General features: G+C 72.2%; 22 protein-coding genes. 5 read left to right on the top strand and 17 right to left on the bottom strand.

Features of this window, described 5'->3' with window-relative positions:
* Positions 1-5: 5 nt before the first annotated feature.
* Complete coding sequence (purE, locus tag ACH47Z_RS27825; protein WP_399078271.1) at positions 6-539, bottom strand: 5-(carboxyamino)imidazole ribonucleotide mutase; 534 nt, start codon at positions 537-539, stop codon at positions 6-8.
* On the bottom strand, positions 536-1,675 hold the full coding sequence (locus tag ACH47Z_RS27820) for a 5-(carboxyamino)imidazole ribonucleotide synthase (RefSeq protein WP_399078269.1): 1,140 nt from the start codon (positions 1,673-1,675) through the stop codon (positions 536-538). The genes purE and ACH47Z_RS27820 overlap by 4 nt, the downstream gene beginning before the upstream one ends.
* 182 nt (positions 1,676-1,857) lie before the next feature.
* Between ACH47Z_RS27820 and ACH47Z_RS27815 the strand changes: the two genes are divergently transcribed.
* A complete protein-coding gene (locus ACH47Z_RS27815; RefSeq protein ID WP_399078267.1) occupies positions 1,858-2,364 on the top strand; it encodes a GtrA family protein in 507 nt (168 codons plus the stop codon).
* 87 nt (positions 2,365-2,451) lie between these two features.
* Here ACH47Z_RS27815 and ACH47Z_RS27810 read toward each other — a convergent pair whose 3' ends face one another.
* Together ACH47Z_RS27810 and ACH47Z_RS27805 are read right to left on the bottom strand one after the other, a co-directional pair.
* A complete protein-coding gene (locus ACH47Z_RS27810) occupies positions 2,452-3,723 on the bottom strand; it encodes an ATP-binding protein (RefSeq protein WP_399078265.1) in 1,272 nt (423 codons plus the stop codon).
* Positions 3,724-3,775: 52 nt separating this feature from the next.
* Positions 3,776-4,453, bottom strand: a complete 678-nt coding sequence (locus ACH47Z_RS27805) for a response regulator transcription factor (RefSeq protein ID WP_020940464.1) — start codon at positions 4,451-4,453, stop codon at positions 3,776-3,778.
* A 496-nt stretch (positions 4,454-4,949) separates the two neighbouring features.
* Between ACH47Z_RS27805 and ACH47Z_RS27800 the strand changes: the two genes are divergently transcribed.
* The gene (locus tag ACH47Z_RS27800; RefSeq protein ID WP_399078263.1) at positions 4,950-6,455 is read left to right on the top strand and encodes an oligopeptide:H+ symporter; all 1,506 of its coding nucleotides are present in this window, start codon (positions 4,950-4,952) and stop codon (positions 6,453-6,455) included.
* Between the two features lie 71 nt (positions 6,456-6,526).
* On the opposite strand, the gene ACH47Z_RS27795 is transcribed toward ACH47Z_RS27800, so the two are convergent.
* From ACH47Z_RS27795 to ACH47Z_RS27770, 6 genes are all read right to left on the bottom strand, one after another.
* Positions 6,527-7,789 (bottom strand): hypothetical protein, encoded by a 1,263-nt coding sequence (locus ACH47Z_RS27795; protein ID WP_399078261.1) that lies wholly within the window; start codon positions 7,787-7,789, stop codon positions 6,527-6,529.
* Positions 7,786-8,868, bottom strand: coding sequence for a hypothetical protein (locus tag ACH47Z_RS27790; protein ID WP_399078259.1), 1,083 nt, complete (start codon positions 8,866-8,868; stop codon positions 7,786-7,788). The genes ACH47Z_RS27795 and ACH47Z_RS27790 overlap by 4 nt, the downstream gene beginning before the upstream one ends.
* The gene (locus ACH47Z_RS27785; protein WP_399078390.1) at positions 8,865-9,722 is read right to left on the bottom strand and encodes a hypothetical protein; all 858 of its coding nucleotides are present in this window, start codon (positions 9,720-9,722) and stop codon (positions 8,865-8,867) included. The genes ACH47Z_RS27790 and ACH47Z_RS27785 overlap by 4 nt, the downstream gene beginning before the upstream one ends.
* A gap of 34 nt (positions 9,723-9,756) precedes the next feature.
* On the bottom strand, positions 9,757-10,452 hold the full coding sequence (locus tag ACH47Z_RS27780) for an LPXTG cell wall anchor domain-containing protein (protein ID WP_399078257.1): 696 nt from the start codon (positions 10,450-10,452) through the stop codon (positions 9,757-9,759).
* Between the two features lie 170 nt (positions 10,453-10,622).
* Entirely contained in the window at positions 10,623-11,189 is a 567-nt protein-coding gene (locus ACH47Z_RS27775; RefSeq protein WP_399078255.1) for an ATP-binding protein, read from the bottom strand.
* A 279-nt stretch (positions 11,190-11,468) separates the two neighbouring features.
* Positions 11,469-11,846, bottom strand: coding sequence for an STAS domain-containing protein (locus ACH47Z_RS27770; RefSeq protein ID WP_399078388.1), 378 nt, complete (start codon positions 11,844-11,846; stop codon positions 11,469-11,471).
* A gap of 264 nt (positions 11,847-12,110) precedes the next feature.
* Between ACH47Z_RS27770 and ACH47Z_RS27765 the strand changes: the two genes are divergently transcribed.
* A complete protein-coding gene (locus tag ACH47Z_RS27765; protein ID WP_399078252.1) occupies positions 12,111-13,007 on the top strand; it encodes an RNA polymerase sigma factor SigF in 897 nt (298 codons plus the stop codon).
* A gap of 124 nt (positions 13,008-13,131) precedes the next feature.
* The gene (locus ACH47Z_RS27760; protein ID WP_399078250.1) at positions 13,132-14,712 is read left to right on the top strand and encodes a ricin-type beta-trefoil lectin domain protein; all 1,581 of its coding nucleotides are present in this window, start codon (positions 13,132-13,134) and stop codon (positions 14,710-14,712) included.
* A 147-nt stretch (positions 14,713-14,859) separates the two neighbouring features.
* Here the strand turns inward: ACH47Z_RS27760 and hutI are convergent, their stop codons facing one another.
* The 4 genes from hutI to hutU are packed head-to-tail and all read right to left on the bottom strand — an operon-like array spanning position 14,860 to position 20,331.
* The gene (gene hutI / locus ACH47Z_RS27755) at positions 14,860-16,035 is read right to left on the bottom strand and encodes an imidazolonepropionase (protein WP_399078248.1); all 1,176 of its coding nucleotides are present in this window, start codon (positions 16,033-16,035) and stop codon (positions 14,860-14,862) included.
* A 20-nt stretch (positions 16,036-16,055) separates the two neighbouring features.
* The gene (locus ACH47Z_RS27750; protein WP_399078246.1) at positions 16,056-17,408 is read right to left on the bottom strand and encodes a formimidoylglutamate deiminase; all 1,353 of its coding nucleotides are present in this window, start codon (positions 17,406-17,408) and stop codon (positions 16,056-16,058) included.
* On the bottom strand, positions 17,405-18,607 hold the full coding sequence (locus ACH47Z_RS27745; RefSeq protein WP_399078386.1) for an allantoate amidohydrolase: 1,203 nt from the start codon (positions 18,605-18,607) through the stop codon (positions 17,405-17,407). Before ACH47Z_RS27745 ends, ACH47Z_RS27750 begins: the two co-directional genes overlap by 4 nt.
* A 59-nt stretch (positions 18,608-18,666) precedes the next feature.
* On the bottom strand, positions 18,667-20,331 hold the full coding sequence (gene hutU / locus ACH47Z_RS27740) for a urocanate hydratase (RefSeq protein ID WP_399078244.1): 1,665 nt from the start codon (positions 20,329-20,331) through the stop codon (positions 18,667-18,669).
* A 140-nt stretch (positions 20,332-20,471) separates the two neighbouring features.
* Here hutU and ACH47Z_RS27735 point away from each other — a divergent pair, with 140 nt between their 5' ends.
* Positions 20,472-21,827, top strand: a complete 1,356-nt coding sequence (locus tag ACH47Z_RS27735; RefSeq protein ID WP_399078242.1) for a diaminopimelate decarboxylase — start codon at positions 20,472-20,474, stop codon at positions 21,825-21,827.
* A 9-nt stretch (positions 21,828-21,836) separates the two neighbouring features.
* Here the strand turns inward: ACH47Z_RS27735 and ACH47Z_RS27730 are convergent, their stop codons facing one another.
* From ACH47Z_RS27730 to ACH47Z_RS27720, 3 genes are all read right to left on the bottom strand, one after another.
* Positions 21,837-22,421, bottom strand: coding sequence for a hypothetical protein (locus ACH47Z_RS27730; RefSeq protein ID WP_399078384.1), 585 nt, complete (start codon positions 22,419-22,421; stop codon positions 21,837-21,839).
* A gap of 90 nt (positions 22,422-22,511) precedes the next feature.
* Positions 22,512-23,405, bottom strand: a complete 894-nt coding sequence (locus ACH47Z_RS27725; protein ID WP_399078239.1) for a MurR/RpiR family transcriptional regulator — start codon at positions 23,403-23,405, stop codon at positions 22,512-22,514.
* A complete protein-coding gene (locus ACH47Z_RS27720) occupies positions 23,402-24,931 on the bottom strand; it encodes an aromatic amino acid ammonia-lyase (RefSeq protein WP_399078237.1) in 1,530 nt (509 codons plus the stop codon). Before ACH47Z_RS27720 ends, ACH47Z_RS27725 begins: the two co-directional genes overlap by 4 nt.
* Between the last annotated feature and the right edge of the window lie 74 nt (positions 24,932-25,005).

Raw genomic sequence — 25,005 nt, 5'->3', positions numbered from 1 at the left:
GCTTGTTACTTCCCGAAGCCGAAGCCGCTCGACCCCTCGACCTTGGCGCGCAGCCGCTTGCCCTTCTCGGTGGCCTGGTCGTTCAGGTCCTGCTGGAAGTCGCGCATCTTGTGCAGCAGGTCCTCGTCGTGCGCGGCGAGGATCCGGGCCGCGAGGAGACCGGCGTTGCGGGCACCGGCGACGGAGACGGTGGCGACCGGGACACCGGCCGGCATCTGCACGATGGACAGCAGCGAGTCCATGCCGTCCAGGTACTTCAGCGGCACCGGCACCCCGATGACCGGCAGGGGCGTGACCGAGGCGAGCATGCCCGGGAGGTGGGCGGCGCCGCCCGCACCGGCGATGATCACCTTCAGTCCGCGGTCGGCGGCCTGCTCGCCGTACGTGATCATCTCGCGGGGCATGCGGTGCGCGGAGACGACGTCGACCTCGTACGCGATCTCGAACTCGTCCAGCGCCTTGGCGGCGGCCTCCATGACGGGCCAGTCGGAGTCCGACCCCATGACGATGCCCACGACAGGGCCGGCAGCGGTGCTCATTCGGTGATGGTGCCTCTCAGATAGCCGGCTGCGTGACGGGCGCGCTCCAGCACGTCGTCCAGGTCGTCGCCGTAGGTGTTGACGTGTCCGACCTTGCGGCCGGGCTTCACGTCCTTGCCATACATGTGGATCTTGAGCTTGGGGTCGCGGGCCATGCAGTGCAAGTACGCGGAGTACATGTCCGGGTAGTCACCGCCCAGGACGTTGACCATCACCGTCCACTTCGCGCGCGGGCGCGGGTCGCCGAGCGGGAGGTCGAGGACCGCGCGGACGTGGTTGGCGAACTGGCTGGTGATCGCGCCGTCCTGGGACCAGTGGCCCGAGTTGTGCGGGCGCATCGCCAGCTCGTTGACGAGGACACGGCCGTCGCCGGTCTCGAACAGCTCGACGGCGAGATGCCCGACGACACCGAGTTCCTTGGCGATCCGCAGCGCCATCTCCTCGGCCCGGAGGGCCAGCGCCTCGGCCAGGCGGGGGGCGGGCGCGATCACGGTGTCGCAGACGCCGTTCACCTGCCGCGACTCGACCACCGGGTAGGCGACGGCCTGGCCGTGCGGGGACCGTACGACGTTGGCGGCCAGCTCGCGGACGTAGTCGACCTTCTCCTCGGCGAGGACGGGCACACCGGCCCGGAACGGCTCCGCGGCCTCCTCCGGGGTCTCCACGACCCACACGCCCTTGCCGTCGTAGCCGCCGCGGACGGTCTTCAGGACGACCGGGAAACCGTCCCCCTCGGCCGCGAAGCGGACGACGTCCTCGGGGTCGGCCACGATGCGGTGGCGCGGGCACGGGATGCCGATCTCATCGAGCTTCGCGCGCATCACACCCTTGTCCTGGGCGTGCACCAGCGCGTCGGGCCCCGGGCGCACGGGGATACCGTCCGCCTCGAGGGCCCTGAGGTGCTCGGTGGGTACATGTTCGTGATCGAAGGTGATCACATCGCACCCGCGCGCGAAGTCACGCAGCGTGTCCAGATCGCGGTAGTCGCCGATGACGACATCGCTCACGACCTGCGCCGCGGAATCTTGAGGGGTGTCACTGAGAAGCTTGAACCTGATGCCCAACGGGATGCCCGCCTCGTGCGTCATACGCGCGAGCTGCCCCCCGCCGACCATGCCGACTACCGGGAACGTCACACCCCTAGCGTATCGGCCACGCCGGTGCGGCCGGATCGCGTCCCTCTCACGAGGTCTTACCGCGTGCTTCCCGACCTCTTTCCGGACTGTTCCCGAGCTGTGCCCATCCCCACGGGCGTCGGCCCATCCGGGTGTATAGCATGGCGGGGCTGACGAAACCTACCGACGGGAGCTGCCCAGCCATGGAACCTCGTTCCTCGGGGCTGCAACGACTCGTGCGCGAGGTGGCCAAGTTCGGCACCGTCGGCGTCGCGGGCATCTTTGTCAATCTCGGCGTCTTCAACCTGGTGCGCAACGCCTCCCACCTGCAGGTGGTGCGTGCGAGCATCATCGCCACCGTGGTCGCCATCGCCTTCAACTACATCGGTTTCCGTTACTGGACGTACCGGGACCGTGAGAAGAGCGGGCGCACCAAGGAACTGACGCTCTTCCTGTTCTTCAGCGCCATCGGCCTCGTGATCGAGAACGGCGTGCTCTACCTGGCGACCTACGGCTTCGGCTGGGACAGCTCGCTGCAGAGCAACGTCTCCAAGTTCGTGGGCATCGGCGTCGCCACCCTGTTCCGCTTCTGGTCGTACCGCACCTGGGTCTTCCGGGTGCAGCCGGCGCAGGAGGCGGAGTCGATCCTGGCGGCGGAGTCGCAGAAGCCCAGGACCGGGTCCGAGCCGAAGACACAGCGCGTTCCGTAACGCCAGCAGCACGGTCAGAGCAGAAAACTGGTGGGTCCCGGCGACGGGGCCCACCAGTCTTGTATCCGGCCAGTTCCGTATCCGGGGTCAGCGGACCATCGGCCGGCCCTCGTCCGTCTTCCGGGCCGGCGGGGTGCGGGAGAGGAACAGGCCGAAGACCGGAGGGGCTGTCTGGAGGAGTTCCAGGCGGCCGCCGTCGGCCTCCGCGAGGTCGCGGGCGACGGCCAGGCCGATGCCCGTGGAGTTGCGGCCGCTGATCGTGCGCTCGAAGATGCGCGCGCCGAGGTCGGCCGGGACACCCGGGCCCTCGTCGGTGACCTCGACCACGGCCTGGTTGCCGGTGACCCGGGTACGCAGCGCGACCGTGCCGCCACCGTGCATGAGTGAGTTCTCGATCAGCGCGGCCAGCACCTGCGCGACCGCGCCCGGCGTGCCGACGGCCTGCAGATGCCGCTTGCCGGAGCTGACGATGGCCCGGCCGGCGCTGCGGTAGGCGGGCCGCCACTCGGCGAGCTGCTGCTGGATGACCTCGTCCAGGTCGAAGGTGACGGCCGAGCCGGTGCGCGGGTCGCGGGAGTTCGTCAGCAGCCGCTCGACCACGTCCGTGAGCCGCTCGACCTGGGTGAGCGCGACGTTCGCCTCTTCCTTCACGATGTCCGGGTCATCCGTGAGGGTGATTTCCTCCAGGCGCATCGACAGCGCGGTGAGCGGGGTGCGCAGCTGGTGGGAGGCGTCGGCGGCCAGGCGCCGCTCGGCCGTCAGCATGCGCGCGATCCGCTCGGCGGAGGAGTCCAGCACATCGGCGACCCGGTCCAGCTCGGGGACGCCGTACCGCTTGTGCCGCGGGCGCGGGTCGCCGGAGCCGAGGCGCTCGGCGGTCTCGGCGAGGTCGGTCAGCGGGCTGGAGAGCTTGTTGGCCTGCCGGATGGCGAGCAGGACGGCGGCGACCACCGCGAGCAGCGCCACCAGCCCGATGATCAGCAGGGTCCGGCCGACCTCGCGGGTCACCGCGGAGCGCGGCTCCTGCACGGTGACCGTCTCACCCTCCTCGCCCTGCTGTGTGGCGTGGATCACATCACCCTGCGGCTTGGTGCCGATCTCGATCGGCGCCTGTCCGGGCAGCCGGATGACCGCGTACTGGTCCTTGCTGACCGGGTTGCGCAACGCGTCCGCGTTGACGTTCTCCGCGGCGAGGATCCGGCTGTCCACGATGCTGGCGAGCCGCAGCGCCTCGGAGTCCACCCGCTCCTGCGCGCTGTTGCTGATCGTCCGGCTCTCGACGATCACCAGGGAGACGCCGAAGACGGCGATCACCACGAGGACGACGGCGAGGGTGGACTGGATGAGACGTCGGCGCATGTTCCGTTACCTGAGGTGATCGCTGGCCCCGGGAAGGGCCCCGGGCAGGGGCTCAGCTCTTCTCGAAGCGGAAGCCCACGCCTCGTACGGTGGCGATGTAGCGCGGGTTCGCCGCGTCGTCGCCGAGCTTCTTGCGCAGCCAGGAGATGTGCATGTCGAGGGTCTTGGTGGACGACCACCACGTGGTGTCCCAGACCTCGCGCATCAGCTGGTCGCGCGTCACGACCCGGCCCGCGTCCCGCACCAGGACCCGCAGCAGGTCGAACTCCTTGGCGGTGAGCTGGAGTTCCTCGTCGCCCATCCACGCGCGGTGCGACTCGACGTCGATCCGCACGCCGTGGGTGGCCGGCGGCTGCTGGGGTTCGGCGGCGCCGCGCCGCAGCAGGGCCCGTACCCGGGCGAGCAGTTCGGCGAGCCGGAAGGGCTTGGTGACGTAGTCGTCGGCGCCCGCGTCCAGACCGACGACGGTGTCCACCTCGTCGGCCCGCGCGGTCAGGATGAGGATCGGCACGGTGTGGCCGTCGGCCCGCAGTCGGCGGGCGACCTCCAGACCGTCCATGCCGGGCAGTCCCAGGTCCAGTACGACCAGATCGACGCCGCCCTGCATTCCGGCGTCGAGCGCGGTGGGTCCGTCCTCGCGCACCTCGACCTCGTAACCTTCCCGGCGCAGGGCGCGGGCCAGCGGCTCCGAGATGGACGCGTCGTCCTCGGCGAGCAGTACACGGGTCATAGAGGTGATGGTAGACCGCCCGCGCGACCTGCTGGGGTGTGATCGCTTCGAGGGGCTCTTACCTTCGTTCACCTCTGGTACGAACCATGGGTCTGGGGATGCGATCGTAGGGGAGACCTTCGATTCCGCTCCCGCGGTTCCCTCGACACCTGTGATCCGCGTCTCAAGTCCTTCCATATCCGGCAGTGTCCTGCCGTACAGTGACGTGAACGCCTGTAGTACACCCGGGGACCTTTGGCGGTCATCTGACGCTGAAGGTCTCTTTTGTGTACGGGTTGATCAAGATCAGCCTTTGAAAGGAATGACCTCTGGCCGGGCTCCGGACGCATCGTCGCGTCGGGGCGTGGATCCCGGTGGTCGCCGTCCGCCGCTTCCGTGATCCGGAGACGGACTCCCCCTGGGCGTGGGGGTGGACGACCGACCCTGCCGGTGCCGGCCGCACCCCCACCGGGCGCGCAGCGCTCCAACATCGCGTCCCGACCAGCAAGGAACGACCATGGCGTCCAGCCTGACGAAGGACTCGGTCCGTCCGGGCACCCCCGGCTCCGAGAAGACCTTCTTCGGCCACCCCCGCGGCCTGGCCACTCTCTTCATGACCGAGATGTGGGAGCGGTTCTCCTACTACGGCATGAGGGCCCTGCTCCCGCTGTACCTGGTGGCCCCGGGTGGCCTCCACCTGAGCGCGGGCACGGCGACCGCCATCTACTCGGTGTACGTGTCGCTCGTGTACCTGCTCGCCCTGCCCGGCGGCTGGTTCGCCGACCGCGTGCTCGGCCCCCGCAAGACGGTCGCCGTCTCGGGCATCATCATCATGCTCGGCCACCTGTGCCTGGCCCTGCCCGTCTCCGCGAGCTTCTTCGTCGGCCTGGGTCTGGTCGCCATCGGCTCGGGTCTGCTGAAGGCCAACATCTCCACGATGGTCGGCCACCTGTACAAGGGCCCGGACGACGCGCGCCGGGACGGTGGCTTCACCCTCTTCTACATCGGCATCAACCTCGGCGCCTTCGCCGCCCCGCTGGTCATCGGCACCATCGGCGAGAACGTCAACTGGCACCTGGGCTTCGCGCTGGCCGCGCTCGGCATGGCGCTGGGTCTGGCCCAGTACCTGCTCGGCGGCCGCCACCTGAGCGCCAAGAGCAGCGAGGTCCCGACCCCGCTGACCCCCGCGGAGAAGTCCGCCACCCTGCGCAAGGGCCTGATCTGGCTCGCCATCGCCGCGGTCTTCTACGGCGTCGTCGGCGGCACCGGCCACTTCACCCTGAACTGGGCGCTGATCCCGCTCACCCTCGTCGGTCTGATCGTGCCGATCCTGGTCATCGCCCGCATCCGCCGGGACAAGGACCTGGACACGGCCGAGAAGTCGAAGGTGTCGGCGTACGTCTGGTTCTTCGTCGCCGCCGCCGTCTTCTGGATGATCTACGACCAGGGTGGTTCGACCCTGTCGCTGTTCGCGGACAGCTCGGCCAAGAACTCGATCGCCGGCTGGACGTTCCCGGTCTCCTGGTACCAGTCGGTCAACCCGGTCATGATCATGGCGCTGGCTCCGGTCTTCGCCTGGGCCTGGCTGTGGCTGAACCGGCGCGGCAAGGAGCCGAGCACGATCGTGAAGTTCGCCTCCGGCCTGGTGCTGATCGGCGCGTCCTTCTTCCTCTTCCTCGCCCCGCTGTCGATCGCCGACGGTGGTCACAAGGCCGCGGCGATGTGGCTGGTCGCGATCTACTTCGTGCAGACCATCGGTGAGCTGACGCTGTCTCCGGTGGGTCTGTCCGTGACGACGAAGATGGCGCCGAAGAAGTACGCCTCCCAGATGATGGGCGTCTGGTTCCTCGCGGTCACCGCGGGCGACTCGGTCACCGCGCTGGTCTCCAACCCGGCCATCGGCGGCGTCAACCTCGACAAGCAGGGCTTCGTCGCCCTGGAGGCCGTCCTCGCCGTGGTCGCCGGTCTGGCGGTGTGGATGTACCGCAAGAAGGTCAACAAGCTGATGGGCGACGTGCACTAGTCGTTCGGAATCGGCCGAGAGAGGGCCGCTGCATCCCTGGGGTGCGGCGGCCCTCTTCGCGTTGCGGCGCGTCAGCGCGTCCTACGTCCCGGCAGGAACGTGAACACGGCCCCGCCCAGCAGGATCGCCGTGCCCGCCACCAGGCCCAGGGCCTTCAGGGCGCCGTGGTCGCCCGCGCCGGTCTCGGCGAGGCCGCCGGAGCCGCTGCCGGTGCTGCCGCCGCCGGTCGACGAGGTGCCTCCGGACGTCGACGTACCACCGGACGCGCCGCCCTCCTGCTTGCTGGTGTCCAGGGTGAGCGAGACCTCGGTCCTGGTCGGCGTGCACGTCGTGGTCGTACCGAGCGCCTTGACCGTCAGGACGCCCGGGGACAGCGTCGAGGAGCCGCTCGCGCCGGGCTTGTAGGTGCCGGTGAGGTCCGGGATGGTGATCGGGTCGCCGGACTTGATGGGCTGGGCGTTGGTCGGCCCCTCCACATGCACCGTGCCCTTGTCGGCGCCGCCCAGCACCACCTCCATGGACGGCTTCACGGAGTTCGCCGGGATGTCGGCGGGGCTGTCCATCACGGACTTCTTGAACTGCACGGTGAGATCGAAGTTCCCGCCGTTCTTCTTGGCGTTGATCTGCACCGGCGAGGTCGCGTTCTTGTCGCCGATCGGGGTCTTGCAGGCGTACGGGATCTGCACCTCCTTGCCGGTGAAGTCGGTCTGGCCACTGCCGCCGCTGGACGTGGCGGTGGGCGTGCTCGACTGCGTCGGGGTCGTCGACCGGGTGGGAGGCGTGCTGGGCGTCCCGCCACCGCCCGTCACCTGGATCGTCGCCGCCTTCTGGACGGTCTCCTTCGGTGTGCACTTGGTGTCGGTCGACATCGCGTTGACCGTGTACGCGTCCGGCGTCAGCGTCACCTCGCCGGCCGTCGTCAGCTTCAGGCTGCCCTTCATGTCGGACAGCACCATGTCGCCGCCCTTGGGGATCGCCGGGTTCTGCCGGGCCCCCTGCACCGCGATGTCGGCGGTCTGCGCGCCGGCCGCCTTCAGCACCCCGGACGGCTGGACCGAGTTCGCGGGCAGGTCGATGATGTTCGGATTCTTGGACGCGGCCTGGACGAACTTCCACACGACGTCCACCGTGTCGCCGACCTTCGCCGTGGCCGGCGCGGTGATCTCGACCTTCGTGGTGCCGTCGACGGGGCTGATCCCCGCGGGCGGCACACAGTGGGTGGCGTACGACACCTCGGCCGCCTGCGCGGGGGTCGCGGCGAGGCCCAGCAGGACGCCCGCACCGCTCAGCGCCAGCGCGGCGCCCGCGGCCGTACCTCTCCTTCGGATGCTCACGTCGGTCCTTTCGTGGTGGGAGTCGTGGGACTCGTCGGGCTGTCGGTGTGCGGTGCGGAGAGCCGGCCGGCCGGGTCGCCCGGGACGGAGTCCGGGGAGAACCACGGCAGGGTCGGGGTCGAGGGGGGCGGTTCCGGGGTGCGGCTGCGGGGGCGGGGCAGCCGGGGCACAGTGCGGGTGCGGTGGGCGCCACCCGGGCGGCGCGGGCGGACCCGGTCCACCGCGGCCATGCCGATGCGGAACAGTGCGGCCGGGACCACCAGGCAGAGCAGGACCCAGAACAGGGTGACGCCCCAGGGCCGGCCCACGCCCCACGGCTGCTCGGCGAGCACCCTGCCGTCGTACTTCAGGGACACGGTGTAGTCCCCGTGGGCCCCGGCCGACAGCTCGACAGGCAGCTCGACCTGCGCCTTCCCGCCGGGCGCCAGGGTGCCGTGCCACTGCCGGTCGTCCCACTGCGGGGCGAAGACGCCGTGCGCGGAGCCGACCTGGAACACCGGGTCCTTGATCGTGCTCGTGCCGGCGTTGCCGATCGTGAAGGCCAGGCTGCGGCTCGGCGGCGCCCCGAACCAGGTCAGCAGCCCGCTCGACCCGGTCAGCCGGGTGTCGGACAGGATCGCGAGGCGCCCGCCGGACTGCTCGGCGGGCAGCGGGGCGACCGGATGCCCGGCGACTTCCAGGACCGCGTCCGCCTCCGCCTGGGCCCCGGTGACGGTGGCCACGTGCACCACGCAGGGGCAGGGCACGGGCGGTTCGGCGACCGGGAGTTTCCTGCTGAAGCCGCCCTGGGCGTCGGTGGTCACGGCCCGGCCGTCGCCGTTGGCACAGGAGTTGGTGCCGCCGATCACACCCCGGGAGGGTGTGGCCCGACCACACACCAGCAGCATCAGCAGCGTGCGCGGCCGCCAGCCGGTCCCGCTGACGGTGATCGAGCCGCCGGTGCCGGCCTGGGCCGCGGACAGTTTCACCGAGGGGCCGTCCGCCGCGTTCGCCGGCGCGGGGAGGGCGAGGGGGAGCAGGAGCAGCGCGAGCACGGTCGCGCAGACGGACAGCCGCAGAAGCCTCACGTTTCCGCTCACTTCACCGCGCCTTCCGTCAACTCGGCGCCGATACAGGGGAGTTCGGCGGGCGCGTCGACTGGGGTACGACCCCGTCGGCGGCGTACGGCGAGCACCGCGCCCGCCGCCGCCAGCGCCGCGCCGCCCGCCTCCGCCACCGACACCCACGGCACGAACCGGGCCGACGCGGTCGCCGTGTCGTGCGCTCCACCGGATGCCGTGACCGTCAGGCGTACGTCGACGGCGTCCAGAGCGGGCCGGTCGCGCCAGGGCTCGGTGAGCCGCACGCGCGCGCCGGGGCGCAGCTGGACCGGGAGGGTGCGCGGGGCGCGGTCCAGGACCCGGCCGAGCACTCCGTCCGCGCGCACCGCGAGGCGCGGTACGAGGACGGTGGTACCGCGGTTGACCAGGTCGTACGTGATGCTGTCGGCATGTACGGCGAGGTGCTCGACGGTCAGCGCGGCCAGCGCCGGACCGCCTACGCGGACCCGGACCGGCACGGTCGCCGTACGCCCCTTGGCGTCCCGTACGACGACGGCGCCGGAGCGGACGCCGGGCGCGGCCCCGGCCGGCACGGTGACCGTGAAGGGCACTTCGGCTCGGGTGCGGGCGGGGACGCGGAGTGAGGGTGCGGCGAAGACGGTCCGCAGGCCGGTGGCGCCGGACAGCCGTACGACGAGCGGCGCGCGGCCGGAGTTGGTGACGGCCAGCGTGTCCTGCAGGACCGTACCGGGCGGGCCCTCGGCGTAGAAGGACGGCCGGCCGCCGCCCGCGGGCGCGACGGACCAGCCGGTGTCCGCCGCGGCGGCGCGGGGCGCGGTGCCCAGGGCGACGGACAGCACGGCGGACAGCAGGCACAGGACGGCGGACGGCATGGGCTGCATGGGCGGCTCCAGCGGTGGCCAGGGGTCAGCGGCGTACGGACTGGCCACGCCGGGTCAGCCACAGGGTGCCCGCCGCGCCGGCGAGGAACACCGTGGCGCCGAGCGTGCCGAGGGCGACCGCGGAGTCCTCGGGGCCGGTCTGCGGGAGCGTCCCGGAGGAGGTGCCGCCGGACGAGGACGACGAACCTCCGGAGGACGAGGTCGAACCGCCGGCCGCCGTCACGTCCAGGGTCAGCGCCGGCTGGGGCGAGTTGGCCGGCGTGCACGTCGTCGTCGTACCGAGCGCCTTGATGATGAGCGTGCCCGGCGTGAAGGTGACCTTGCCGGTCTTCTTCGGTGTGTACGTCCCGCTCAGGTCACTGATCTTGATGGGGGTGTTGGCGGGGATCGCGGCCGCGTTGGGGGGACCGCTGACCGGGAGCGTGCCGCTGTCCGCGCCGCCCAGTGCGATGGTGGCGCTCGGGCTCATCGCCCCCTTGCCCAGCTCGACCGGGCTGGAGGAGACGCCCTTCTGCCAGGACATGGTGATCTTGTAGCCGCTGCCGCTCCTGACGCCCTTGATGTCGATGGGCGAGACGGCGCTCTTGACCCCGATCGGCGTCTGACAGCGGTAGTTGACGTCGACGACATCGGCATGGGCCGCCGGCGCCGCCAGCAGCACCGCGGAGCCGGCCAGGGCGGCGGCGGACGCGAGCGCGGCGGTTCGTTTCGGGTACGACACGGTCGGTCCACCCCATCCATTCCTGACGGAACATCAGATTTGGCCGTCAAGGTACGCCTGGGGTCGTAAGGAGGGAAGACAAGGTACGCGGAGGATCTGTGACGATGGCGGCACCCCGAACGGGCGCGCCTGACGCACCACGGGAGCCCTACGGCGCTCGAAACCGGCCCCTACAGCGGAGCGCTGAGCTCCGCCCACACCGTCTTGCCCGGCCGCCCCGGACTCCGGACGACGCCCCAGTCCAGGCACAGCCGCTGCACGATGAACATGCCGTGTCCGCCGGGGCGGCCCGCGCGGTGCGGGGTGCGCGGGGCCGGCTGACCGGTGCCGCGGTCGGAGACCTCGAGCCGGATCACCTTGTCGTCGCAGGCGAGGACGAGTTCCTCGGGGCCCTCGGCGTGCAGGCAGGCGTTGGTGACCAGTTCGGAGACGACGAGCAGCACGTCCTCGGCGGCCGCCCGCTGGTCGGCGGTGGCGGCGGGCATCCAGCCCCATGCGTACAGCGCCTGGCGCGTGAAGTCGCGGGCGAGCGGGACGACCCCGCTCTCCCCTTCCAGACGGAGCCTGCGCATTCGCCGTCCGCCGGTGTCCTGCGTACCGTCCGCCCCCGCGGACACGGCCGGCGTGGCTGCTCCCGTGGGTACGCCCGCGGTCGGCGCATCCTCCTCGGACGCCCCGGAAGCGCCGCTGGACTCCGGGCCGCGGTCGCCCGGCGAGCAAGGCCGGGTGGTGCTCATCAGCGCTTCACCTCACCGATCCACCAGTTCACGTTCCAAAGGCCGGCACCGGTCGGCACCGACCGGTCTCCACCTGCCTACTCCTGCTGTCTTCTGCCCCTTCCTGCGCCTCCTGCCGCCTTCCCCCAGCCCTCTCCTGCCCCTGCCGATCCGGCGGGACACCCCCGGATTTCGGCCCCGGTCCCGGCATACCGGAAGCGGGCACCCCCGGCGGTACGGCACGCGAGGAGGGCAGAAAGGACGGGATGGAAGGGAGGCGGGAGAGTGAGGGCGGCGGGCTCAGTCGGCGCCGGGCGCCAGGGCCGCCGCCACGGAGTCGTGCACGGTGAAGACCGCCTCGGCCCCCGTGATCTCGAACACCCGGGCCACCACCGGCCTCATCCCCGCCAGATGGACCCCGCCACCGGCGGCCTCCGCCTTCAGCCGGGCGCCGAGCAGGACGTTCAGACCCGTGGAGTCGCAGAACTCCAGGCGCGTGCAGTCCACGACGAGACGCGAGAAGCCCTTGGCCAGAAGGTCGTCGAGGGGCTCGCGCAGCAGATCGGCGGTGTGGTGATCGAGCTCACCCGCCGGCTGTACGACGGCGCTGGAGCCCTCTTCCCGCACCTCCACCAGAAGCCGGCCCGACTGTGCGCTGCCGACCGTCCCGTGGTCCATGCCGATCTCTCTCCCGAGGTCGTGGCTGCTGATGCCCTCGAACATTACGCCTTCCATGCACACTCCGACACCCGAACAACCTCACATAATCTGACATACCTGCACAGAACGCACTTGCGATCGGTCACGGAAAGCCGGTAGGGCTAGTAAGGACACAAACCCCACCCGGGCCACGACGGGCCCACGTCGGCTTTGGAGGCGCCGCACACCGCAGTGCACGCACCGGCTTCGGCAGCCATATGCCGAGAACGATGGAGGACACCCATGTCACCCCGGCTCGACGCATCGCATACCCAGAACGCGACGTCGACACCCCCACCGGAACAGCTGGATCATGCCATCGAACCCCTCGACGCCTTCGAGGGACTCCCGGAGATCCCCCCGTACGACCAGATCGGCCCGGTGGACGCGCGGGCCCTGTCCAAGACCCTCTTCGAGCGCCTCGCGACGCTGGAGGAAGGGACGTACGAGTACTCGTACGTCCGCAACACCCTCGTCGAGCTGAACCTCGCGCTCGTCAAGTTCTCCGCCTCGCGCTTCCGCTCCCGCAGCGAGCCGATGGAGGACATCATCCAGGTCGGCACGATCGGCCTGATCAAGGCGATCGACCGCTTCGAGCTCGCGCGCGGGGTGGAGTTCCCCACCTTCGCGATGCCGACGATCATCGGCGAGATCAAGCGGTTCTTCCGCGACACGTCCTGGTCCGTACGGGTACCGCGCAGGCTGCAGGAACTGCGGCTGGACCTGGCCAAGGCCGGGGACGACCTGGCCCAGCAGCTGGACCGCTCCCCCACGGTCGGGGAACTGGCCGAGCGGCTCGGCCTGAGCGAGGACGAGGTCGTCGAGGGCATGGCCGCCTCGAACGCCTACACCGCCTCCTCGCTGGACGCCCAGCCCGAGGAGGACGAGACCGAGGGCGCGCTGGCCGACCGGATCGGGTACGAGGACCACGGGCTGGAGGGCATCGAGTACGTGGAGTCCCTCAAGCCGCTGATCGCCGACCTCACGCCCCGGGACCGCAAGATCCTCTCCCTGCGGTTCGTGGCCAACATGACCCAGTCGGAGATCGGCGACGAACTCGGCATCTCCCAGATGCACGTGTCCCGGTTGCTGTCGCGGACGCTGATGCGCTTGCGCAGGGGGCTGATGCTGGAGGAGTGACGCCCACGACGCCGGGCCCCAACCGTTATCTGGTTACCCGCGGAAACCTCTTTTCCCGCGCGTCCCCCTCCACCACCATGGCCCCCACCAAACCGGCTGGTATGTCAGAGGAGGGGGCTGGGCGATGGCTCAGGGGGACGGCGTGGACGGAGCCGGAGCGGACGAGGCCGGGACACGCGATGCCGAGGCGGATGAGGTCGCCGGGGTGCACGAGGACGCCCCGGACTCCCGCCTCACGGAACTCCTCCGCTCCCCCACCCTCACGGCGTACCCGGCGCTCCAGGAGCTGCGCCGGCGGCACCACCCGGCAGTCCTGGCCTACGCCCGGCTGTGCGCCGCCGGCGAGTCCGCCGCCCGGCGGCTGGCCGTCGAGACCTTCACCACGGCTGCCCGCGAGACGGCCCGCGGTGTCGACCCGGCGGTGCCGCTGCGCCACCGCCTCCTGCTGCTGACCGCCGCCCTGGCCACGTCCTGGGCCCGCGACGAGCGCTCCGCGGGCGTCGACCCCGGCCTGCTCCTCGTCCTGAACACGTCGGGTCGGCCCGAAGGCCCCACCCCGCCCCTCCTCCCGGCGTTCCGCTCCCTGCCCTCCCGCACCCAGGGCCTGATCTGGTACGGCGTGCTGGAGCAGGAGCCGCAGGAACGCACCGCCGCCTTCCTCGGCCTGACCCGCACCGACGTGGCGTACGGCACCCCACAGGCCCTCACGGCCCTGTCCCAGGCCTGCCTGCGCCACCGCCTGGCCGCCTCCGACGACCCGCGCTGCGCCGACTTCCGCCGGCTGATCGAGGAGGCGGTACGACCGGACGGCCCGCGCCACAGCGTCGACCTGGACGCCCACATGGCGCACTGCCCGCACTGCACGGCCGCGTTCGAGGACCTGCGCGCCCTGCGGGACGCACCCCGGCAGACTCTGGCCGAGGGCCTGCTGCCGTGGAACGGCCCGGCGTACCTGCACACCGAGGCCCCCACCCCCAACCCCCCTGCCACACCTGCGACCCGGCCACCGAGCCGCCGCATCCTGCTGGCATCGGCGGCCCTGGGCGTGGCCCTGACCCCGCTCCTGCTCTTCCTCCTCGCCCCGGACCACACGAGACACGAGGAACCGACGGCAGCGACACCGGCGCCACCCCCGGTGACGGTGACGGCAACGATCTCGGTGACCCCGACTCCGTCGCCCTCCCCCGACTCCCCGACTCCCACCCGGACTTCACCCCGCCCGAGCCCACCGCACCCCGCGCCGCCCCGCCCCGGACCCACCACCACGCCCACGCCGTCGCCGTCGCCCTCGCCGACACCCCCGGGAGCGTCCTTCGCCCAGGTGGTGAACGTGGCCACGGGCCGCTGCCTGGACATCCGCGACGGCGATCTGTCACAGGGCAACGACGTCGTCACGGCCCCCTGCTCCGACTCCCCGACCCAGCGCTGGCGCGTGGACACCTTCCTGGGCGTCATCCGCTCGGCGGCCGACGACTCCTTCTGCCTGGACAGCCGGGGCTCGACCTACCGGGGCGTGGGCATCTGGGGCTGCGGCTCGGTCTACGGCGACAACGGCGAGAACCTCCGCTTCACCGTCGACCCCGACGGCACGATCCGCCCGAACATCGCCATCGAGACCGCGGTGACCCCGGCCGGCAGATACGGCGTGTCCCTGGAGCCCCTGGACAGCGGCCGGGAGCAGCGGTGGCGGGCGGGAGCGAACTGACCGCCGAATCGTCAGGGCTTGCCCACGTCCACGGCCCAGACACCCGTACCGTCACAGGCCTCGGGTGTCGAGGTCAGCACCTGCCCCTCCGCCGCGGCCGCGCAGACAGCGTGTCCCCGTGGCCGGTCGAGCCGCCGGGGACTCTGGTCAGACCACCCGCACCCCCCGCCGCCACACCCCGCTCACCAGCGGTACCCCCGGCCGGTAGGCGAGGTGGACGTGGCTGGGGGCGTCGAGGAGGGTCAGGTCGGCGTAGGCGCCCGGGGTGAGGTGGCCGATGTCGGTGCGGCGGAGGGCGGCGGCGCCGCCGGCCGTGGCCGACCAGACCGCCTCGTCGGGGGTCATCCGCATGTCGCGGACGGCCAGGGCGATACAGAAGGGGACGGAAGAGGTGAAGGACGAGCCGGGGTTGCAGTCCGTGGACAGGGCGACCGTCACGCCCGCGTCCAGCAGCCGGCGGGCGTCGGGCCATTCCGCGCGCGTGGAGAATTCCGCGCCGGGGAGGAGCGTGGCCACCGTGTCGCTGTGCGCGAGGGCGTCCACGTCCGCGTCCGTGAGATGGGTGCAGTGGTCGGCGCTGGCCGCGTCGAGTTCTACGGCGAGCTGGACGCCTGGGCCGTAGGAGAGCTGGTTGGCGTGGATGCGGGGGTGCAGTCCCTTCGCCCTGCCCGCCGTGAGGATCGCCCTCGCCTGGTCGCCGTCGAAGGCGCCCTTCTCGCAGAACACGTCGATCCAGCGGGCGTGCGGCGCGCAGGCGTCCAGCATCTCGCCGGTGACCAGGGCGACATAGGCCGCCGGGTCGTCGGCGTAGTCGGGGGAGACGATGTGCGCGCCGAGGTACGTCACCTCGTCGGTGTGCCGTGCGGCGATGCGCAGGGCGCGGGACTCGTCCTCGACCGTGAGGCCGTAGCCCGACTTCGTCTCGAAGGTGGTGGTGCCCTGGCGCAGGGCCTCGGCCAGGTAGTGGGTGAGGTTCCGCTCCAGTTCCGCGTCGGTGGCCGCCCGGGTGGCCGCGACCGTGGTGCGGATGCCGCCCGCCGTGTAGGAGCGGCCGGACATGCGGGCGTTGAACTCCTGTGTGCGGTCGCCCGCGAAGACCAGGTGCGAGTGCGAGTCCACGAAGCCCGGCAGCACCGCCCGGCCGCCCGCGTCGACCCGATTGTCAGTGGTGGGTGCTTTGCTTGACTCACCGGTCCATACGACACGGTCGCCGTCGATGACGACGGCCGCGTCCTGGATCAGACCGAGAGGGGAGCCGTCGCCGAGGGAGGGATCGTTGGTGACCAGCGTGGCGATGTTGGTGATGACGGTGCTGCTGCTCATGGTGTCCTTGTGGGTGGTCGTCAGGCGCGGAGGGCTTCGACCGCCCGCGCGAGGGCTTGCGGCACGTCCGGTACGAGGGTGTGCGCCCCGTCGCGTACGACGTGCCGGCCGCCCACGACCGTATGCCGTACGTCCGCCGCGCTCGCCGCGAATACGGCCGTCTCGGCGCCCAGCCGGGGCAGCGGGCCCGCTGTCCTGACCGAGTCGAGGGCGATCGTCGTGAAGTCGGCGAGGGCGCCCGCCTCGAGGGTGCCGGCCTCGTCCCAGCCGAGCGCGGCGTGGCCGTCGGCGGTCGCGGCCCGCAGCAGGGCGTTCGCCGTCCAGTGGCCCCGGGTGCGGGTGCGCAGCCGCTCGTTCAGCTCCATCGCGCGCGCCTCTTCGAGCAGGTCGATGACGGCGTGGCTGTCGGAGCCCAGGGAGAGCGGGGAGCCCTGCTGCTGGAGGGCGACGGCGGGACCGATGCCGTCGGCCAGGTCCCGCTCGGTCGTCGGGCACATGCAGGTGCCGGTGCCCGAGCCGCCGAGCAGGGCGATGTCCTCGTCGGTGAGATGGGTGTTGTGCACCCCGGTGGTGCGCGGCCCTAGGACACCGTGGTCGGCGAGCAGCCGGGTGGGCGTGCAGCCGTGGGCGGCCTGGCAGGCGTCGTTCTCGGCGGTCTGCTCCGACAGGTGCACATGCAGCGGGGCCCGCCGCTCCTCGGCCCACTGCGCCACGGTCGCCAACTGACCGGCGGGCACGGCCCGTACGGAGTGAATCGCCGCCCCGATCCGCGCGTGATCCCGCTCCTTGAGAACTGCACAGCGTGCGGCCCACGCCTCCGCGCTGCCATCGGAGAACCGCAGCTGGTGAGCGTTGGGGGCCTCGCCACTGTGCTTGTTCAAGATGGCGGAGGACAGGTAACAGGTGTCGAGGAGGGTGATGCGGATACCGGCTTCGGCGGCCGCGTCGATCAGCGCCTCGCCCATGGCGTTGGGGTCGGCGTAGGGGGTGCCGCCGGGCGCGTGGTGCACGTAGTGGAACTCGCCGACGGCCGTGATGCCGGCGAGGGCCATCTCGGCGTACACCGCGCGGGCCAGGGCGTGGTAGGTCTCCGGGGTCAGCTGGTCGGCGACGGAGTACATCACCTCGCGCCAGGTCCAGAAGGTGCCGCTGCCGACCTGGACCGTGCCGCGCAGCGCCCGGTGGAAGGCGTGGCTGTGGGCGTTCGCCAGGCCCGGGAGGGTGAGCCCGCGCAGCACCTCGGCGCCGGGCGGCGGGGTGGGGACGCCGGTGCGGACGGCGCTGATCCGCCCGCCCCGCACGTCCAGGGCCACGCCCGGCTCGACGGTGGTGCCGAGCCAGGCGTGTTCCAACCAGTAGGTCGCCTTGGTCACCTGCAGGCCAGCCCTTCCAGTACGTCGGCGAGCGCGCGCACCCCGGCCAGGCAGTCGTCCTCGGCGGCGAACTCGGCCGGGGAGTGCGAGACACCGGTGGGGTTGCGTACGAACAGCATGGCGGTCGGGATGCTCCCGGAGAGGATTCCGGCGTCGTGTCCGGCCCCGGTCCCGAGGACGGGCACGGTCAGGCCGGTGTCCTTGCCCAGGATGCGGCCGAGTTCGTCGCGCAGGGCGTGGTCGAACTCGACGACGGGGGTGAAGGACTCCCGTACGACGTCCAGGTCGATGCCGTGGGCGTCCGCGTACTCCCGGGCGGCCTTCTCGATGCCGCCGACCACCGTGTCCAGGGTGTCCTGGTCGGCGGCGCGGGAGTCCAGCCAGCCGCGCACGAGGGAGGGGATCGCGTTGACCCCGTTGGGCTCGACGGAGATCTTACCGAACGTGGCGACGGCACCGGCGAGTTGTGCCTCACGGCGGGCGGCGAGCACGGTCTCGGCGTACGACAGCATCGGGTCGCGCCGGTCCACCAGCCGGGTGGTGCCGGCGTGGTTCGCCTCGCCCCGGAAGTCGAACCGCCAGCGCCCGTGCGGCCAGATGGCGCTGGCGATGCCGACCCGGTCGCCGGACAGGTCCAGCGCGCGGCCCTGCTCGACGTGCAGCTCCACGAAGGCACCGATCCGGGCCAGCCGCTCGGGGTCGGCCCCGATGGCCTCGGGGTCGTACCCGGCGGCCTCCATGGCCCGCGGGAGCGTGACGCCCTCCCCGTCGGTCAGCTTGTGGGCCTGCTCGACGGTCAGCTGCCCGGCGGTGAGCCGGGACCCGACACAGGCGAGCCCGAAGCGGGCCCCTTCCTCGTCACCGAAGTTGACGATGGCCAGGGGCCTGCCGAACCGCACGCCCCTGCCGCGCAGTTCATCGAGAGCGGCGAAGGAGGACACGACCCCGAGGGGCCCGTCGAAGGCCCCGCCGTCCGGCACCGAGTCCAGATGCGACCCGGTGACGACGGCGTCCCCGGCGGCCGGATCCCCGAGCCAGGCCCACTGGTTCCCGTTCCGGTCCACCTCGTACGACAGCCCGCGCCCCTCGGCCTGCTCCCTGAACCAGGCCCGGCACTCGACATCGGCCCCGGTCCAGGCGTAACGCCGGTACCCCTTGGAGTCGGCGTGCCGCCCGATGGGGAGCAGCTCTCGCCACATCTCCTGGAAGGAGGGTGAGCCGGTGGCGGAAGTCGCTCCAGGCTGTGGGGCACCGACGGTCACGCCTCGTCACCCTCACGCATCGGCACCCGCACCCCGCGCTCCTGAGCGACGGACTCCGCGATGTCGTACCCGGCGTCCACGTGCCGGATGACGCCCATACCGGGGTCGTTGGTGAGAACGCGCCGGATCTTCTCGCCACCCAGCTTCGTGCCGTCGGCCACCGTCACCTGCCCGGCGTGGATGGACCGCCCCATGCCCACACCGCCACCGTGGTGGATGGACACCCACGAGGCACCGGAAGCCACGTTGACCATGGCGTTCAGCAGCGGCCAGTCGGCGATCGCGTCGGAGCCGTCGAGCATGGCCTCGGTCTCGCGGTACGGGGAGGCGACGGAGCCGCAGTCGAGGTGGTCACGGCCGATCGCCAGCGGAGCGGCCAGCTCACCGGAGGCGACCATGTCGTTGAAGCGCTCGCCTGCCTTGTCGCGCTCGCCGTAGCCGAGCCAGCAGATACGCGCGGGCAGGCCCTGGAAGTGGACGCGCTCACCGGCCATCTTCATCCAGCGAGCCAGGGACTCGTTCTCGGGGAACAGCTCCAGGATCGCCTTGTCGGTCTTGGCGATGTCGGCGGGGTCACCGGACAGGGCGGCCCAGCGGAACGGGCCCTTGCCCTCGCAGAAGAGCGGGCGGATGTACGCGGGGACGAAGCCCGGAAAGGCGAACGCCCGGTCGTAGCCCGTCAGTTGGGCCTCGCCGCGGATGGAGTTGCCGTAGTCGAAGACCTCGGCGCCGGCGTCCATGAAGCCGACCATGGCCTCGACGTGCTGCGCCATGGACTCACGCGCACGCGTGGTGAAGCCGGCCGGGTCCTTGGCGGCGGCGTCGGCCATGTCCTCGAAGGCCACGCCGACCGGCAGGTACGACAGCGGGTCGTGGGCGGAGGTCTGGTCGGTGACGATGTCGATGGGGGCGTTCATCGCGAGCAGCTGCGGGACCAGCTCGGCCGCGTTGCCGAGGACACCGATGGAGAGCGGCTTGCGCTGGTCACGGGCCTCGACGGCCAGCTGGAGCGCGTGGTCCAGGCTGTCGGCCTTCACGTCGAGGTACCGGTGCTCGATGCGGCGCTCGATGGCGCGCGGGTCGCAGTCGATACAGATCGCGACGCCGTCGTTCATCGTCACGGCGAGCGGCTGGGCGCCGCCCATGCCGCCGAGGCCGGCGGTGAGGGTGATGGTGCCGGCCAGGGTGCCGTTGAACTTCTTCGCGGCGACGGCGGCGAAGGTCTCGTAGGTGCCCTGGAGGATGCCCTGGGTGCCGATGTAGATCCAGGAGCCGGCAGTCATCTGGCCGTACATGGTCAGGCCGAGGGCCTCCAGACGGCGGAACTCCTCCCAGTTGGCCCAGTCGCCGACCAGGTTGGAGTTGGCGATGAGGACACGCGGGGCCCACTCGTGGGTCTGCATGACGCCGACCGGGCGGCCGGACTGGACCAGCATGGTCTCGTCCTGCTTGAGGGTCTTCAGCGTGCGGACCATGGCGTCGAAGGAGCGCCAGTCACGGGCGGCCTTGCCGGTGCCGCCGTAGACGACGAGCTTGTCGGGGTGCTCGGCGACCTCGGGGTCGAGGTTGTTCTGGAGCATCCGCAGGGCGGCTTCCTGCTGCCATCCCAGGGCACTCAGTTCCGTGCCGCGCGGTGCTCGTACGGGGCGGGGTCCCGACATCGTCTGCCTCCTCCTGTTGCTACCTCTATTCACATCCTGTCGTTCTGAATAGAACTAGTCAATACATCTGGGCGACCCCGTTCGCGCGCCGCCGGTGTTTGGCTGGATGGGGACGGGAGGCGGACACGAGGGGAGACGCAGTGGAGCGGGACATCCGGACCGAGGCCCAGGAGCGCGCCGCCCGGCGGGACGAGGCGGTGCGTGCCGCCGTGGAGCAGGGGCTGCTCGGGCCGGACGCGGCCGTGGTGGGGCTGCTGGACGTGACCGGGATCCGGCGGTCGGCGGCGGCCCTGCGGGCGGCGTTCGACGCGGTCGTACCGCACGGCACGCCGGTGCTGCACGCCTTCGCGGTGAAGGCCACCCCGCTGGTGCCGGTGCTGCGGCTGCTGCACGAGGCGGGCCTCGGCGCGGAGGTGGCGAGCCCGGGCGAGCTGGCGCTGGCGCGGGCGGCCGGAGTGCCGGTGGAGCGGACGGTGCTGGACGCGCCCGCGAAGACCCCGGCCGAGCTGCGCGAGGCGCTGGCGCTGGGCATCGCCGTGAACGCCGACAACCCCCAGGAGCTGGACCGGCTGGACGCCCTGGTCAGCCGGGCAGCCACCCGCTCCCCGCTGGGCCTCAGGGTCAACCCGCAGATCGGCGGCGGGGCGATCGGGGCCACCTCCACAGCGACGGCGACCTCGAAGTTCGGGGTGGCGCTGCGCGACGAGGGGGCGCGCGAGTGGGTCGTACAGGCGTTCCTGGAGCGGCCGTGGCTGACCCGGCTGCACGCGCACACCGGCTCGCAGGGCATTCCGCTGCCGCTGCTGGCGCGGGGCGTGGCGGAGACGTACGCGCTCGCGGAGGAGATCAACGCGCGTGCCGGGCGGCGGCAGATCGACACGCTCGACATCGGCGGCGGGCTGTCGGTGGACTTCGCCTCGGAGGTGGCGGCGCCGACGTACACGCAGTACGCGCGCGTGCTGGCCGCGCAGGTGCCCGGGCTGTTCGACGGGCGGTACGGGCTGGTGACCGAGTTCGGGCGCTCGCTCATGGCCCGGCACGGAACGGTGGTGGCGCGGGTGGAGTACGCCAAGAGCGCGGGTGGGCGGCGGATCGCGGTGACGCACGCGGGCGTGCAGGTGGCGACGCGCACGGTGTACGTGCCCGAGTCCTGGCCGCTGCGGATCGCCGCGTACGACGCCAAGGGGCGCCCCAAGCAGGGGCCGGAGGTGGTGCAGGACGTGGCCGGTCCGGCCTGCTTCTCGGGCGACCTGCTCGCCGAGGGGCGCACACTGCCCGCGCTGGAGCAGGGCGACTACGCGGCGGCGCTGGACACGGGCGCGTACTACTTCGCCCACCACTACGCCTACAACTCCCTCGCCCGGCCGGGCATCTACGGCTTCGCGCCGGACGGTGCGGGAGGCATCGCCTTCGCGGTCGTACGGGAGCCGCAGACCGTCGCGGAGGTGGTGGCGGAGTCCGGCGGAGCGCACACGGACGCGCTCACCGGCCTCTAGAAAGTCGGCCTACACCAGTGCCGCGGTGCGGCGGCGGGACCCGCCCGGGGCCGCGTCGCCGGCCGCGATGCCCGTACCGCGCAGGCTCTTCACGGCCTTGCCCACGGGGCGGCCGCCGCGCCGGCCGAGCCGGTCGACGCGCACCCACAGCAGCGTCTGCTCCGCCCGCTCGCGCCGTCCGATCCAGGCCGCCTTCAGCCGCAGCCCGGTGCCGAGCCCGGCGAGCAGCAGGCCGCCGGCGGCGGGTACGGCGAAGGCGGAGCCGAGGGCCACGGCGAAGCCCAGGAGCAGCCACCAGCGGTGGCCCCGGCGCCAGTTGCGCACGGTCACCGCCCGGTCCTGCAGCACGTCGTACTTGCCCGCGCGGGCCGCCCCGCGGACGAGGGCGTCGTACCGCTTGCGCCGCGCCAGCGGTACGACGGCCGCGGCGACGAGGAACAGCGCGGCACCGGCCGGCACCCCGATCCGGCGGCCGGTCACCCCGGGCGGCAGCACCCCGATCCCGGCCGCGACCACCCCGGACCACCACAGCGGTGCGGCCCCGGCCCGTACGACGACGGCCACCCGCGCCAGCCCCTGCCCTCCGCGCGCCACGCCAGCCTCCCGTGTCACGTGTCCACAACACCTCGTGGGGACGTTAGTGGCCGAACGTGAGACGCGTCTGAGAGCGTCCCCGCAAGCAGGTCAATCCACGAACAGCCCGCGCGCCGCCGCCTTCGTGTCGAACTCCTCCAGGCGGGCCTGGGCGTCGGGCAGGTCGTCGCAGAGGGCCTCCAGCAGGACCCGGCCGAGCAGCATCGGGGCGCAGGCGGTGTCGAAGGCGAGGCCGGTGCCGACGGCGGCGGGCAGCAGCAGGTCGGAGTGCTTGGCGACCGGTGCGAACGCCGAGTCGGCGACCGTGACCGTCGTCAGGCCGACGTCCTTGGCGTAGGCGAGGGTGTCCACGACCTCGCGGGGGTGCCGGGGCAGCGCGAAGCACAGCAGGGCCGAGGCGCCCGCGCGGACGGCCGCGTCGATGCGGTCCTGGATCATCGTGCCGCCCTCGTTGAGCAGCCGGACGTCCGGGTGGACCTTGGCGGCGAAGTACGAGAAGCCGTACGCCTGGGAGGCGGCGGCCCTCAGGCCGAGCACCGGCAGCGGGCGGGAGGCGGCCAGGATCCGGCCGGCCCGCTGCACCGGGCGCGGGTCGGCGAGGAGTGCGGCGAGGTGCCTCAGGTTCTCGATCTCGGCCTCGACGGCCTGCTGGTACTCGTTGAAGGCGCCCGCCTCTGCGGCCGGTTCGACGGGGACGACCTCGCGCAGATGCCTGCGCAGCGCCGGATAGCCGTCGAAGCCGAGGGCGACGGCGAAGCGGGTGACGGACGGCTGGCTGACCCCGGCCAGCTCGGCCAGCTCCACGCTGGACAGGAAGGGCACGTCGGCGGCCCGCCGGACCATGCTGTGCGCGATCCGGCGCTGGGTCGGCGTGAGCCGGTGCCCCTCGAAGAGCGCCTGCAAGCGGCCCGCGGGGCTGTCGGTCACACCACCGGACGCGGCGCCTTCCGCGGCGTCCACACCGGTAACCCTGTCCACACTCATGACGCGCTCCCCCTCCAGATGTCCGTGAACCGGTCGAGCAGTGCGGCCGCCTCGGTCACGTCGTCCGTGAGCGGCCGGTCGGCCGGGTCGGGGTCGAGGACCGACTCGGCGAGCGCGAAGGCCCGGCCGGCCGGCAGCCCCGGGTCGGGCCGCAGGTCGCGCTGGCGCAGCGCGCGGACGGCGGCGACGAGTTCGCAGCCGGCCACCAGGCGGTACGCACCGCACGCGCGCAGGGTCTGCCGCGCGGCGAGCGAGGCGAAGCTCGCCTGTTCCTCGACGCCCCGGGAGAGTACAGCGTGGCCGAGCGAGGCGGGCGCGGAGAAGGCCCGCAGCTCGCCGAGGGCGGCGCCGGCCGCGTACTCCAGGATCATCACGCCGGAGGAGGCCGGCTCGTGGTCGGCGAGGAAGGGCCGCAGCCGGGTGAAGGCGGGCTCGTTGAGCGTGGACAGACGGGACGTCGACAGCCGGGCCACCTGCATGAGGGCGAGCCTGAAGTGGTCGAGGGCCAGGGCGAGCTGGGCGGCGTAGAAGCCGCCGTGGTGGTAGGCGGCGAGGTCCTCGGGGGCGATGAGCGGGTTCTCGGCGGCCGCGTTCATCTCCACCGCCAGGATCTGCTCCAGGGCGTCGGCCGCGTCGTGCGCGGGGCCGTGGATCTGGGGCAGGCACCGGAAGCCGTACGGGTCCTGGATCCGGCCGAGCGGCGGGGTGGGCCGGTCGGCGGCGCCGATCAGCTCCCGCATCCGCCGGGCCACCTCGGCGCTGCCCCGGTGCGGGCGGGCGGCGTGCACGGGGGCGGCGTACGCCTCGTGGGAGCCGTCGACGGCGAGCAGGGACAGCGCCGCGACGACCTGGGTGGCGCCGATCAGCCCGCGCAGTTCGTGCAGCGCGAGTGCGGACTGGCCGAGGGTGAGGGCGTTGCTGCTGATCAGGGCGAGGGCGTCGTTGTTGTCGAGGGGCTGCGGCTCGGGGGCGCCGGTGCCGCGCCACGGGTGCTCGCCGGCGAGCGCGAGGCCGACCTGGGCGAGGGAGGCTATGTCGCCGGTGCCGACGGAGCCGAACTCGTTGACGACCGGATGGGCGCCGGTCTCCAGCGCCTCGCACAGGGCGGTGATCACGCTCGGCCGCAACCCGGCGCCGCCGGCCAGCAGTTGGTTGGCACGGATGGCGAGGGCGGCGCGCACCTGCCGGGCGGGCAGTTCCGCGCCGATGGCGCCGGCGTGGCTGCGCAGCAGGCGCAGACCGTGATCGGCGGCGGCCTCGGTGGGCACGTCCTCGTTCCGGTTGGCGCCGACGCCGGTGGAGCGGCCGTAGACCCGTCCGGTGGCGGCGATCTGCCGGGCGGCGTTCCAGGTGTGCTCCGCGCGCCGCATCGCGTCGGCCTCGGGGACCGGGTGCGCGGCGCCGTCTGCGAGCCGTACGACGTCCTCGACGCCGAGGCCGGACCCGTCGAGGACCACGCTCGCGGATCGCGCGGACGGCACCACGGTCGGCACGGACTGCGACCCGTCCACGATGCGAGACGACATCACACCCAAACTCCCCTCAACCCGGACATCGGATCTTGCCTTTCGGTCATCCGTTACACGGGATTAACGCCGAC

The organism is Streptomyces sp. NPDC020192, from assembly GCF_044388685.1.
Classification (GTDB): domain Bacteria; phylum Actinomycetota; class Actinomycetes; order Streptomycetales; family Streptomycetaceae; genus Streptomyces.
Note: the sequence above shows the minus strand (reverse complement) of the source record. Positions and strands in the feature narration are given on the sequence as shown.